The following is a 13,917-nucleotide window of genomic DNA, read 5'->3' as shown; positions in this document are numbered from 1 at the left end:
TCCTCCCTGGAGGTAACGGTATTTCACAACAACACCGGCAGAGTGTAAAACACATTACACTTTGCATTGCAAAGTCCGTGTGCCATATGGGATGTTGTCCGCCTTAAATCCTCCATAACAAAAAGCGATATGCTACCCCTCAATGGGATGCATACCGCTTTTTCTTGTTATCGGCCCTTCGATTGTATTGGTTGAGCAAAAGCCAGCGTGGGAACGGGATTGTATCTTTCACTTTGGAAAACTCCCATTTTGAGATAGACTACCCAGATACGTCCAATATCTCTTCCAATTGTCTCTGCGGTAGCCCGGTCGTTTTCTCGATACCCAAATCCATTCTCCAAAATATTGTTTTGTACGCCCTCTCATCCGGTTGGTTCACTTCATTGGTACACCGAATCTATAGAAAAGTCCACTCTTTTTCCTTGAAGTTTGTCAACGTTCGATTGCATACGCAGTAAAAGAACAAATAAATGCGAAATGGGAAAATATAATCTCAATTGCCGGTGCCATAGGAGGGAGTGTTCGAAAGAAGGAGCTTAACAGAAAGAGACTTTTTCATGACATAGGCTGATTTTGTCCTTCGTAATGTCGGATAATGTTGCACAACCGGTCATCTTCATGGCGTCGCGTAGCTCGGAGAGAATTTTCTGTGTATAGATGGTGACACCTTCTGCGCCACCACCGCAGGCAGCCACAACATAAGGACGGCCAATCAAAACGGCGTCGGCACCCAGTGCAAGCGCCTTGAATACATCCGTACCTGTGCGGATGGCACCGTCTACGAATAGTTTGACCTGTGTTCCTACAGCGGCCCGAATCGCAGGTAGAACCTCTGCCGGTGCCGGGGTATGGTCAAGAACACGTCCGCCATGATTGGATACCACGATGCCATACGCACCGGTTTGTACGGCCTTTTGGGCGCTTTCCGGTGTCATAATCCCCTTGAGAAGAAATGGGAGTTTCGTGGACTGTATGATCTCTTTAAGCTCATCCACGTCTTTTGAACAAACCGGCTTTCCTGCAGCAGCTAGAAGGGGGAGTCCAGCAGAGTCGATATCCATGCATAGGGCCATAGCGCCGGCTTGCTCAGCAAGCCGGATCTTTTCCAGTACCTTGTCCTTGTCCCAAGGTTTGATGGTGGGAATTGCCACGCCATCCGCAGCTGCAACAGCAGAAAGAGGGTCGGTGAAAAAGAAATCTGCGGCGCCATCTCCGGTGAAAGCTGCACATCCGGCCGCTTTGGTTCCGGGGACCAGCGCTTCGGCATAGGTCTTTTCGCTCAGATAACCATTGTAATTATTGGATAATCCGCTGATAGGTGCGGCGAATACTGGGCCCGCAAAAGTTTGGCCAAAGAAAGAGCAGGAGGTGTCCTGTCCTCGATTGGCGTAGATCAGATCCATATGAATTTTAATACCTGCGAGATATTCGAAACTGTGTATAAATGCTCTGCCCGTTCCCTTTCCACCAGTGCCTGGAATTTCTCCCCGGCAGGCAACGCCATTACACTCACGGCATACGCGGCAGTTGGGGGCCATTATTTTTCGGGCATTTTCTAAAATTTCACGATACTCCATAATGCATTCCGCCTTTCTTAGAAAAAGTATACCATAATTTGGACAAGGATTCCAATGCGGAATGCAGATAGGTGCTGATACTGCAAAAGGGCGTGGCAACCTTGCCACGCCCTTTTGAGACCATCATAATTCTAAAGCCCTTCACAGGGTTGCGTAGTAAAATCGGTAATAACTTCTTTTTCGCTGCCCTCAGGCGAATAGACGAAGCGTTCCATATGGTCGCCTTCGAAGAAGTATTTCGGCGGTGTAGGGCGGTAATGATAATCAAAGGTATCGATAATGACAAGCTTTACTTTCATCCGTGCGGGAAGAATGCTCTTTATGTAAACGCTTGCCTGCTGCCCTGGGATGACGTCTTCGCGGCTTTCTGCCAGTCCCGCCAAATTTGGTGAGAGTTCCACAAAAATCCCGTATGGTTCGACAGAACGTACAATTCCTGCAACTGTTTCCCCAGCAGAAAACATCGCAACATTTTCTTCCCAGGTACCAAGTAACTCCTTGTGGCTTAATGTAATGCGCCCGTTCTCAATGGATTTTACCAGTGCTCGGATGTTCATGCCGACGGTAAAGCGCTCCCGTGGATGGTCAATGCGGGATACAGAGATTGCATCGATTGGAAGAAGGGAGACAATACCACAACCGATGTCCGCAAAAGCGCCGAAATTTTCAAGATGGGTGATTTGAGCGTTGATAATGTCCCCCGGAACCAAACGGCGGATGAATGCTTCCCGGCATTTTTCCTGTGCAGCTCTGCGGGAGAGCAAAACCGTGGTGTGGCCATCCCCATCTTTCTGGAATCCGGTCACAATAAAGCAAACGGGACGATTCACACGGGAAATGATGGCGATGTCGCGTACAGTACCTTCACGAATCCCAAGGGCCCCCTCATCGCGCGGGATAATTCCCTTCGCGCACCCCAAATCGACGAGCAGATTGTGTGCACTGTCACAAACGAGCGCACGTCCTTCCAAAATTTGACCCGTACGGCAAGCTTCAATTAGTGCAGCGGTACTTTGCAGAGCAGCACGGTTTTCAGCCGTATCGATCAGCCAGCCCTCGGGATAATATTCAACCATTTTGAACCCTCCTTATCTCTTACATGGTTATCTATATGCGTTTTTTGCCGGTGGCATGCGTTCATATGGAAGGTTCCTGAGTGGTTTTCTTTGTGCATTTCAGCGGTGTGCTTACTGTAAAAGTGATTTTTTTGTGAATTTCTGCCGGTCTGTCTTGCATATTTACCGATAATATACTATGATGGACATATTGTCCCAGCGATACGGGAAAATTTGATTGCGAAGAAAGAGAGAGTTTCGAACATGAAAAAGAACAGACGTAGAATCATCAGTGCACTGTTGGCGTGCACTTTGCTTGTAGCCTTGACAGCATGCGGCGGGGATACCACCACTTCCTCGGAGGAAACCAGCAGCGCTTCTCAGACCGAATCCAACGCGTCTTCGGAGGCAGCCACAGTGGGGGATGTTGAAATTCCTGCAGACGCGGAAGATCATGTGCGTCCGGACGATGGCAAGCCTGTTGGCTATCAGTTGGAGAAGCCTGCAGATGGTGAAGAGATAGCTGTTTTGCACACCTCGATGGGAGACATTCGGATTCGTCTGTTCCCAGAAGCAGCACCGAAAGCAGTGGAGAATTTCAAGGGACTGATTCAGGATGGTTATTACAATGGAATTGTGTTCCATCGTGTAATTGATAATTTCATGATTCAGGGCGGCGATCCGACAGCGACCGGTACAGGCGGCGAGAGCATTTGGGGTGAACCCTTCGAGGATGAATTCAACACCAATTTAATCAATCTGCGCGGTGCCCTTTCCATGGCCAATTCCGGCGTCGATACAAATGGCAGCCAGTTCTTCATTGTACAATGCAAAGACACGGTAACCGATGATACAGCGGAAACAATGATGTCTACAATGTATATGAATCGTGAAACATGCAAGGCAACGCTTATGATGAATGACAAGATGGCATCCGGCGCAAGCCAGGAGGAGATGAATTCCTATGTGGATGCCCTCAATAACGCATTGAACGAGATCTATACAAATGGGATTCCAGAAGATCAGAAAGCCGTTTTGCAGAAGGCAATTGATCTGTATAAAGAAGTTGGCGGTACGCCGCACCTCGACTATAAGCATACCGTGTTCGGCCAGGTGTTCGAAGAGGATATGGCCATTGTTGACCAGATTGCTGCGGTAGAGACCGATGAAAATGATAAGCCGACTACGGATGTGACCATCGAAAGTGCGGAGATTACGACTTACCACGCGGAATAATGCGGCTTCCCATGACTAAGGAGAGAAACAAACAATGAGCGAAAACAATCAGCAAAATCCTCAGGAAGAACGCGAAGAACAGCGCGTTCCGCCGCAACCACCGTATCAACCGCCCTATGGTGCGCAACCGCCTTATGCCAATCAGACCCCTCCACCGTATCCTCCCTATGGCCAACCACCCTATCAGCCCTATGGGGGAATTCCACCGGAGAAACCGCCAAAAACGCATGCGCCGTCCAATCCGGAGACGGTCAAGTTATTCAACATTTTATCCTACTTTAGCTTCCTCTGGTTGGTAGGATTGATTGCAGACGGCCGTAATCCAAAAGTACGGTATCATGTGAATCAGGGAATACTGCTTTCTATTTTTGAGGTTGTATTCGGTTTGGTGGTGAGTTTGCTTAGCAGTTTATTCACTTCGCTGTTTTCTTTGGCGTTGGGTGGAATTATGGTCTTTTCCCAATTAGGGGCTACATTGGTCGGACTATTGCAGTTGGCACAATTTGGGGCTGTGGCAGCTCTGATTATTGTTGGTGTTATGCATGCAGTGCAAGACCGTGAAGAACCTCTTCCATTGATCGGTTCTTTGTTCACGATTCTGAAATAACGGCTTGTTTTTTGAACAAAAAACTGGATTATCGTTCCGAATATTTTTATGCGTAAATATCGCCCTTTGCATTGACAAAACTATGCAGTGGGCGATATAATTTTTTGTGTTTTTGCAGGAATACGTGAGAATAGTTGCATAAAATAGGAGAAAATTCTATAAAACGACCTTGTTTTGAAAGTTTTATGATCAGATATCGCATATAAGGGGGAAAGGACATGTCAGTAAAGTACATTTTCGTTACGGGAGGCGTGGTCTCTGGGCTTGGAAAGGGAATCACAGCAGCTTCTTTGGGACGCCTTTTAAAAGCACGCGGTCTGCGAGTTACCATGCAGAAGTTTGATCCGTATCTCAACGTGGACCCGGGAACAATGAATCCGTTTCAGCATGGTGAAGTGTTTGTAACCGACGATGGCGCTGAGACAGATTTGGACTTGGGACATTATGAGCGTTTTATTGATGAAAACCTGTCACAGAATAGCAATGTCACCTCTGGGCGGGTGTACTGGAATGTCATTCAGAAGGAGCGCAATGGAGACTACGGTGGCAGTACAGTACAAGTGATCCCCCATATTACCAATGAAATTAAAACGCGAATTTCTTCTGGAAAAGAAAATGTTGATGTCGCCCTGATTGAGGTTGGCGGTACAGTAGGAGATATCGAAAGTTTGCCTTTTCTGGAGGCTATCCGTCAGTTTGCGGCGGAAGTCGGCCGCGCCAATTGTCTGTTTATTCATGTAACATTGGTTCCTTATATCGCCTGTTCCAACGAACAAAAGACAAAACCAACCCAACATAGCGTCAAAGAACTTTTGGGTCTCGGGATTCAACCAGATGTCATTGTTCTGCGTTCAGAACAGCCGGTGGGCGAGGAACAGAAAAAGAAGATCGCCTTATTCTGCAATGTGCGGGAAGACTGTGTGATTGAAAATTTAGATCTACCTCTTTTATATGCGGTGCCTCTGGCCTTGCGGGAGGAAAGGTTGGATGATATTGTATGCCGCCATTTCGGTTTGGATACCAATGGCCCGGATCTGGGGGAATGGATTTCCATGGTGGATACGGCCATGAACTTAAAATCAGAAGTAACGGTTGCTCTAGTTGGAAAATACGTAGAATTGCACGATGCCTATCTCAGCGTGGCAGAAGCACTGACACACGGTGGAATTGGCAATCGCGTCAAGGTGCGAATCCAGTGGATTGATTCTGAGACGATTTCGCCTGAAAATGTAGCGGAGATTTTAAAAGATGTTCATGGAATTCTGGTTCCGGGAGGCTTTGGTCAACGTGGGGTGGAAGGGAAGATCGAGGCGATCCGCTTTGCACGTGAACAAAGGATTCCTTTTTTGGGGATTTGTCTGGGAATGCAGTTGGCGGTAGTGGAATATGCACGCCATGTTCTGGGATATGCAGATGCCAATTCTGCGGAATTCGACCCACAGACCGAACATCCGGTGATCGATTTAATGCCCGAACAAAAAGATATTATCCAGTTGGGGGGAACGATGCGCCTTGGAAAATATCCATGTAAGTTGGAAGAAGGTTCAAAAGCAGCGTTCTTATACGGGAAACCTCTTATTGAGGAGCGCCATCGCCACCGCTTTGAGGTAAATAATGAATTCCGGGAGACTTTTCAAAAGGCAGGGGTGCGGTTCTCTGGAAAATCTCCGGATGGACGTATCGTAGAGATGATGGAATTGCCGGATCATCCTTGGTTTTTAGCGGCACAGTTTCATCCAGAGTTTAAGTCGCGCCCGAACCGTCCGCATCCTTTGTTTCAGGGTTTTATTGAAGCGGCAAAAGTCTTTCAAGAAAAAAACAGAAACGTGTAAAGTATAAGAGCCAGCTTTTCTGTTCGCAGAAGGGCCGGCTCTTATTATGAACCATAACTCTAAAAATATCTCAGAAATATTTCTAAAATCAGGAAATATGGATTGACAAGCGATAGGGAAGGTGGTATTCTGAACAAGGTTTTCCGGAAAACGATGTTATAAAGTTAGCTGATGCTAATTTTAAAAAGTCCGCGCAGGTAGTGAATTTTTTGGCAGTTAGATAAAGCTAAAAATGAAACTTACGAATCATTTAGATGAATAACATCAATGGAGGGAAAACTTACAAAATGGGTAAAAGTGGAAAAAGACTAGTATTGTCTGTTGGGACAGTACTGACCGCCCTGTGCGTTACTGCAGGGGCAACGATGGCGTACTTCAACGATACGGAACCGCTCGCAGGGGACTTCGTATCCGGCAAGCTTGATATTTCGGTTACACCGGATCAGGCAGAGCCTGGCGAGCAGAAAATTGACTTTGAGAACCTTCGTCCCTTGACTGAAGAAGCTTTTGAGGCAGAGTTGACTGAGGTCAATGGAAAGGTTGTCAATGCAAATACAGAGGGATATTCCCCAATTCCAGTTTATTTTCAGCCGGTAACAGTCCGCAACGAGGGAACTTTGCCGGCACAAATTATGTTCCAAATGGTGGACGACGGTCCGGACGGCAAGAAAGATGTCGATGAGATCACCGTGGAAAACGTGACCATAAATGACAAGGTCTACGGCGAAAAGGTAACCCAGACAGGTGAAAAGGTAACTTGTGAAGAATCCAACTACATTTTGAAGGACAAGCTGAAGATCTTTGTTTACGAGAAGAACGGTGACGGTGAATGGGAAAAAGTTCCGAATGTAAACCTGAATGAGAACACTCTTGAAGAGGGAGAGACGGCGGAATATCAGCCGTTTACCTCGGAAGATCCGTTGCCGGCCGGAAAAGAGAGTGAAGAACAATTCCTGATCGCTGGCTATCTGCCGGAGGACGCAGGAAATGCCTATCAGGCAAAGCATTACCACGGAGTACTGCTGGTTTATGCTAATCAGGTAGAGGAAGAAGCAGAGCCAGATAAGCTTCCTGCACCGACCATCGGTGGAGAGCCTTATAAAGCATTTTTTAGCGATTACTATATCATCCAATTCAATGAGGATAATGATGTATTGGACCCCTGGATGGAGGCAGTTGAGAGAGTAACAGTAAACGGCGAAGAATTTGAAAAGACAGATTATATCACTCTCTATGGCTATAAGACCTATGGAGTGCGTTCTGCGGATAAACAATTCTGCATCGGAAACGCAAGTTTCGAGGTCGGTGAGACCTATCATGTAGTAGTCGAAGCAGAAGGCTACGAAACACTTACCTTCGACATTGTGGCCGAATAAATAGCGATTGGAAGAAATCCAAAGACCATTGAGTGCCCAGCCTGGTATCAGACTGGGCATTTATTTTCTATGAAGAATATGATGCCTAAGCCCTTTGATAGTGTATAAAAGATTGTTCTATGAGAGTAGAAATTCTAAAGAAGAATCCTATAGGGCTCCGTAGTTTTCTAGCTTTTACAGTTATATTACAAACTCTATTTAAAAAATTTATAAGAATTTAATTGTTGACAAGAATTTGGAATGATGGTATCCTGAAGATACGTTTTCCGGAAGATTGTACCAAACGATTAGCTTAAGCTAACTTTAAAACTTTTAGAAGTAAGTGAACACTTCACGTGTTAGCTTGGCCTAAATTTATGCTTAGTCAGTAATAGAAAGGGAATACAAAAATGAAAAAGAACGGAAAGCGTCTTGTACTGTCTGTTGGGGCGGTACTAACTGCTCTTTGCATCACAGCAGGGGCAACGATGGCATACTTCAACGATACAGAACCGCTCGCAGGGGACTTCGTATCCGGCAAGCTTGATATTTCGGTTACACCGGATCAGGCAGAGCCCGGCGAGCAGAAAATTGACTTTGAGAACCTTCGCCCTTTGACCGAAGAAGCTTTTGAAGCGGAGCTGGCTGAGGTCAATGGAAAGATTGTCAATGCAAGTACAGAGGGATATTCTCCGGTGCCGGTCTATTTCCAACCGGTAACAGTCCGCAACGAGGGAACTTTGCCAGCACAAATTATGTTCCAAATGGTGGACGATGGTCCGGACGGCAAGAAAGATGTCGATGAGATCACCGTGGAAAACGTGACCATAAATGACAAGGTCTACGGCGAAAAGGTAACCCAGACAGGTGAAAAGGTAACTTGTGAAGAATCCAACTACATTTTGAAGGACAAGCTGAAGATCTTTGTTTACGAGAAGAACGGTGAGGGCGAATGGGAAAAAGTTCCGAATGTAAACCTGAATGAGAACACTCTTGAAGAGGAAGAGACGGCGGAATATCAGCCGTTTACCTCGGAAGATCCGTTGCCGGCCGGAAAAGAGAATGAGGAGCAATTCCTGATCGCTGGCTATCTGCCGGAGGACGCAGGAAATGCCTATCAGGCAAAGCATTACCATGGCGTGTTGTTGGTCTATGCTGGCCAGGTGGATGAGGGCGCTGAATGGGGACCAGCGGAGCCGGACAAGCTTTCTGCACCGACCATTTATGGCGAGCCGCAAACCCAATCCTACATGGATTACTATACCGTTGCGTTCAATGAAGGTTTTGATGTAGTAGATCCCTGGAAAGAGGCAGTCCAGAGAGTTACGGTAAATGGTGTGGAGTATCGAGAGACGGATTATATCAGTTTTGATTCCAACCAGACCTATCAACTACCGCCAGCGGACAACGAGATCCGCATCGGAAGCGAAAGCTTTGAGAAGGGTGAAACCTATCATGTTGTTGTCGAAGCAGAAGGTTATGAGGATCTTACCTTCGACATTGTAGCGAAATATTAATCGTTGTTTCTCTATATTTAAATAGTCCAGTGCTCGGCCTGTTCTGAGACCGAGCACTTATTTTATGTACACAATAAAACCCTTGATTCCAATTATAAAATAAATCATCCATTGCTTGTGTGAAAGTGCTGAGAAATAAATACATATTACATTTTATGGGGAGGATTTTTTCTGTTGCCTTCATTATAATTCTGTTTATTTGGTTTCTTTGCCCGCATCGAAATCATAAGAATTTTGTCATTGACAAGAGTAAGGGATGGTGATACCTTAAATGTGCGTTTTTCGGAAAATGATACCAGGCGGTTAGTTTTAGCTAACTGAAAGAGGTGCACACTAACAGTGAATTCTTTCACTGTTAGTGCTGTCTAAACCTACAACTACAATACAGATCGGACCTATCAGATCTCCGAATATGACAATGAATTCTGCATTGGAGCCGAAAGTTTTAAACGTGGAGAAACCTATCATGTTGTCATGAAAGCAGATGGTTATAAAGGTTTCACATGTGATATGAAGGCATAACGGCTAGACGGCACACCACAAAAATTAAGCGCCCAACCTTGAGGAAGGTCGGGCGCATTTTTTATCAAAGCGACGTTAAGAAAACAATTTACTTTAATTTCTATCATGATCAAGTTGAAACGTTTGGAAACCGATGGAGATGAATCCATTTCATCCTCATTGTAAACCGTAGTAAAGACAAAATCATGTCTATACTCTTTGATACAGGCAAAGTAGATTCTCGCATAATTTTATTCTCTTGTTTTTCGGAATACACCAATTCCCAGTAGACCAGGCCCTGTATGAACTCCCAAGGCCGGACTGATCTGTCCCTGTACAGTAATCTTTCCTTTGGGAATTTTAGTTTTGAGATCTGCATAAATCCGTTCTGCCTCTTCCGCAGCGTCCCCATGCATAATCGCGAGCTCTACTTCCGAGTGGCCAGCCATCTGTTGCGCAAGCGCTTCAAGCTTGTGGATGGATTGTACACGTCCGAGGGCCTTTCCAGCCGTATAGTAAATTCCGTCGGAATTGCAGGATATGATTGGCTTTAGGTTGAGCGCCGTGCCAAAAGCTGCGGCAACCAGCCCAATTCGGCCCCCTTTTTGTAGGTATTCTAAACTTTTAACACAAAAGAACACGCGGCTATTTGGAACTTCTAAGGGCAACTTTTGCAATAATTCCTGCCAACACATCCCATGTTCCAGATATTGAGCAGCCCGCAGAGCCAGAAAGCCGCTGCCAATGGAGATATTTTTTGTATCCAATACATGGCACTCAAGACCGTGATAGGCATCCCCTAAGATTTTCATCACATTACAGGTTCCGCTCAGATTGCTGGAAATACAGACGATCAATACCTTTTCATAACCATCCGCTTTAATTTGATCGAAAACCTGATTGATGAGGGCGCCATCTGGAAGAGAGGTCTTGGGAATTTCAATGGGAAGCATGGCATATACCGTGTTGGCACTGATGTTCACGCCGTCCAGATATTCCCGTTCTTTGTACAAAATACGCAGGGGAATTTGATAGATATGATATTTCTCCAAAAGCTCCTTGGGAATATCTCCGCCGGAATCGGTTAAAATGGCTACTTTATCCTGATTCATAGTAAAAGCCTTCCTATTAAAATTATGTAATGATAAGCACGCTGTTATCTGGTTTTTATAACAAGATTATAGCGTGCTTTTATAGAAAAGTCAAGGCAACGGCTGTTACAATTCATAGAAGTGTCGTACGCTTTAAGCGCTGATATAGCCCTTCCCTCCATTTGAGGACCTTCTGAAAGAGGAAGAATCGAAAATGCCAACCATCGAGAAAATTTTGGATGGTTTCTTCTTCATGAATCATATTGAAACTTTGTTTGGTGTTTTAAAGCTATCCGGGTCTTATCAACCTCTATAAGGAGCATAATACGCCTGCGCATAGATTTCCTGAATTTCGCGGATCAGCGGATACCTTGGGTTTGCGGTAGTACATTGATCCTCATGTGCACGCTCCGCAAGTTCCGGAAGACGGTCAAAGAAAATCTTTTCTTCCACACCACAATCCTTGATACACAGGGGACAGTCGAGCTCCTGTTCTAGGCGGTAAACCGCTTTGATAAGATTTTGAACACTTTCCTCTGTGGTCCGTCCACCACAGCCGATAAATGAGGCGATCTTTGCGTACTTTTGATCCGCAACAAAGGTTTCGTACTTTGGAAAAGCAGTAAACTTGGTGGGCTTTTGCGCATTGTAGGCAATGACATAAGGAAGAATGACCGCGTTGGCCCGCCCGTGGGGAATATGGAACTCTCCGCCCAATTTATGCGCCATAGAGTGGTTGAGTCCCAAAAATGCGTTGGTGAATGCCATTCCTGCGATACATGAGGCATTGTGCATCTTTTCACGCGCTACAGGGTCTGCGGCGCCGTTTTTATAGGCGCGCGGGAGATATTCAAATACCATTCCGATCGCCTGAAGGGCCAGGCCATCCGTGTAGTCGCTTGCCATGACGGATACATACGCTTCAATTGCATGTGTGAGGACGTCCAGACCGGTATCACGGGTGGCTGCCTTGGGAAGGTTCCAAACGAATTGCGGGTCGATGATGGCTACATCTGGACGGACTGCATAGTCGGCAAGCGGATATTTAATGTTCCCGTTTTGGCGGTCCGTGATAACAGTGAATGCAGTTACCTCACTTCCAGTACCAGAAGTGGTTGGAATCGCGACAAGTTTTGCCTTTTCCCCTAAACGTGGGAATTTATAGGCGCGCTTCCGGATGTCCAGAAACTTTAAACGCAGACCATCGAACGAAGCTTCCGGATGTTCATAAAAGAGCCACATCCCCTTTGCTGCATCGATAGCAGAGCCGCCGCCGAGCGCAATAATCACATCGGGTTGGAATGCGCGCATAGCCTCTACGCCTCTTCGAATGGTTGAAACATCCGGATCGGGTTCTACATCGGAATAGATCTCGGAATGGCAGTACACAGGCCGTTTCCGCAGATAGTATAAAATCTTGTCCACATATCCCAGCTGCACCATGGTCGCATCCGTGACGATAAAGGCGCGTTCGATGTCCGGCATCTTTTCTAAATATTGAATAGAATCTTCTTCAAAGTAAATTTGTGGCGGTACTTTGAACCACTGCATGTTGACCCTCCTCTGGGCAATCCGTTTGCGGTTAATCAGATTCACAGAGGACACGTTGGAGGTGGTGGAATTGTGACCATAGGAGCCACATCCAAGCGTCAGAGAAGGGGTATTGGTGTTGTAAATATCACCGATTGCCCCCTGTGAGGAGGGGGAATTGGAGATTACACGGCCGACTTTCATCTCCTTGCCATATGCTTTGATGAGGTCTGGATTTGTAGAGTGAATCACAGCGGAATGCCCCAAACCGCCGAGTTCCAACATTTTTTTAGCCATCGCAAAGCCTTCGCCGTGACCTTTGACCACGAAATAAGCCAGAACGGGAGAGAGCTTTTCGCGCGAAAGCGGATAGTCAGGTCCTACGTCAGCAAGACGTGCGATAAGGATCTTCGTCTGATCCGGCACATGAATGCCGCTCTGCTCGGCAATCCAAGAGGCAGATTTTCCGACAACATCTGGGTTGACTGCTTGTGTCTGTGGATTGATAACAAAGTTGGAAACCTTTTCAATCTCATCCCCCTGTAAAAAGTAGCAATTGTTTGCCTTCATGATGCGTTCAAAGGAATCTGCAATTTCTTCATCCACAATGACAGCCTGTTCAGAAGCGCAGATCATGCCGTTGTCAAAAGTTTTGGAGAGCATCAAATCTGTACAGGCACGTTCCAAACGGGCGGTCTTTTCAATGTAGCACGGGACATTTCCAGGTCCGACACCCAAAGCTGGTTTCCCCGTACTATAGGCCGCCCGGACCATTCCACTGCCGCCGGTCGCCAGGACCAAGGATACGCCGGGATGGTTCATCAACGCATTGGTAGCCGCAATGGATGGCGCTGTAATCCACTGTATGCAGTCCTCCGGAGCGCCGGCCCTGACTGCGGCGTCGCGCATCACCCGTGCAGCCTCGACAGAGGATTTTTGGGCGCTTGGATGAAATCCGAAGATGATCGGATTGCGCGTTTTCATACAGATCAACGACTTGAAAAGCGTAGTAGAAGTCGGATTAGTAACAGGCGTGACACCGGCGACCACACCCACAGGTTCTGCCACTTCCACATAGTCCTCTAGCTCATTTTCTTCCACAATTCCAACGGTTTTCTGGCCCTTAATGGAGTGCCAAATGTATTCTGTCGCAAAGATATTCTTGATAATTTTATCCTCGACAACGCCGCGTCCGGTTTCTTCATAGGCAAGTTTTGCCAACCGTACATGTTGGTCCAATCCGGCCAATGCCATAGCGTGAACAATGGAATCGACTTGTTCCTGGTTCATGTCCATAAAAGCCTGGAGGGCCCTTTGCGCCCGCTGAACCAGGCGATCAATCATTGTGTGTACTTCTCCTTCGGTGTCAGCCGCTGCCTCCCGTGCCCGTGCTTCCACAGCGGCATCTGTTTCGGATTCCGGGATGCCTGTTTTCTTTACCACAGGTACTTTTCTTGCTTTTTCATCCATACCTTGGTTCCTCCCCTGTTGTATTTGTTGGTAGTATCTCCTTGTGGAAAAGGAAATATGCTGAAAAGTAGGGGGGACTTGCGGCTTTTTGCGTATAAAGGCAGCGCGCAGTTGGAAAAAGAGCTTACTAGTAAGAAAAGAGCTTT

At 46.5% G+C, this 13,917-nt stretch carries 9 protein-coding genes; 5 read left to right on the top strand and 4 right to left on the bottom strand.

Going from position 1 to position 13,917, the window contains the following annotated elements:
- Positions 1 to 536: 536 nt before the first annotated feature.
- Both ACGCCZ_RS06160 and ACGCCZ_RS06155 read right to left on the bottom strand, forming a co-directional pair.
- A complete protein-coding gene (locus ACGCCZ_RS06160; protein WP_054324751.1) occupies positions 537 to 1,577 on the bottom strand; it encodes an alpha-hydroxy-acid oxidizing protein in 1,041 nt (346 codons plus the stop codon).
- A 131-nt stretch (positions 1,578 to 1,708) separates the two neighbouring features.
- Positions 1,709 to 2,653 carry a S1 RNA-binding domain-containing protein gene (locus ACGCCZ_RS06155; protein WP_054324752.1) on the bottom strand — a complete coding sequence of 315 codons (945 nt, stop codon included), beginning with the start codon at positions 2,651 to 2,653 and terminating at the stop codon, positions 1,709 to 1,711.
- A gap of 243 nt (positions 2,654 to 2,896) precedes the next feature.
- Between ACGCCZ_RS06155 and ACGCCZ_RS06150 the strand changes: the two genes are divergently transcribed.
- The 5 genes from ACGCCZ_RS06150 to ACGCCZ_RS06130 all read left to right on the top strand — a co-directional run bounded on the left by ACGCCZ_RS06150 (position 2,897) and on the right by ACGCCZ_RS06130 (position 9,179).
- On the top strand, positions 2,897 to 3,868 hold the full coding sequence (locus tag ACGCCZ_RS06150; RefSeq protein WP_085533375.1) for a peptidylprolyl isomerase: 972 nt from the start codon (positions 2,897 to 2,899) through the stop codon (positions 3,866 to 3,868).
- Positions 3,869 to 3,902: 34 nt separating this feature from the next.
- Positions 3,903 to 4,475, top strand: a complete 573-nt coding sequence (locus ACGCCZ_RS06145) for a hypothetical protein (RefSeq protein ID WP_085533373.1) — start codon at positions 3,903 to 3,905, stop codon at positions 4,473 to 4,475.
- A 218-nt stretch (positions 4,476 to 4,693) separates the two neighbouring features.
- Positions 4,694 to 6,307, top strand: coding sequence for a CTP synthase (locus ACGCCZ_RS06140; protein WP_054324755.1), 1,614 nt, complete (start codon positions 4,694 to 4,696; stop codon positions 6,305 to 6,307).
- Between the two features lie 314 nt (positions 6,308 to 6,621).
- Positions 6,622 to 7,683 carry a TasA family protein gene (locus ACGCCZ_RS06135; protein WP_411655568.1) on the top strand — a complete coding sequence of 354 codons (1,062 nt, stop codon included), beginning with the start codon at positions 6,622 to 6,624 and terminating at the stop codon, positions 7,681 to 7,683.
- Positions 7,684 to 8,072: 389 nt separating this feature from the next.
- A complete protein-coding gene (locus ACGCCZ_RS06130; protein ID WP_411655567.1) occupies positions 8,073 to 9,179 on the top strand; it encodes a TasA family protein in 1,107 nt (368 codons plus the stop codon).
- A 752-nt stretch (positions 9,180 to 9,931) separates the two neighbouring features.
- Here ACGCCZ_RS06130 and ACGCCZ_RS06125 read toward each other — a convergent pair.
- Both ACGCCZ_RS06125 and adhE read right to left on the bottom strand, forming a co-directional pair.
- On the bottom strand, positions 9,932 to 10,792 hold the full coding sequence (locus tag ACGCCZ_RS06125) for a DegV family protein (protein WP_085533367.1): 861 nt from the start codon (positions 10,790 to 10,792) through the stop codon (positions 9,932 to 9,934).
- Between the two features lie 282 nt (positions 10,793 to 11,074).
- Positions 11,075 to 13,771, bottom strand: a complete 2,697-nt coding sequence (adhE, locus tag ACGCCZ_RS06120; protein WP_082402283.1) for a bifunctional acetaldehyde-CoA/alcohol dehydrogenase — start codon at positions 13,769 to 13,771, stop codon at positions 11,075 to 11,077.
- Between the last annotated feature and the right edge of the window lie 146 nt (positions 13,772 to 13,917).

Source organism: Anaeromassilibacillus sp. SJQ-1, from assembly GCF_046693725.1.
Classification (GTDB): Bacteria; Bacillota; Clostridia; order Oscillospirales; family Acutalibacteraceae; genus Anaeromassilibacillus.
Note: the sequence above shows the minus strand (reverse complement) of the source record. Positions and strands in the feature narration are given on the sequence as shown.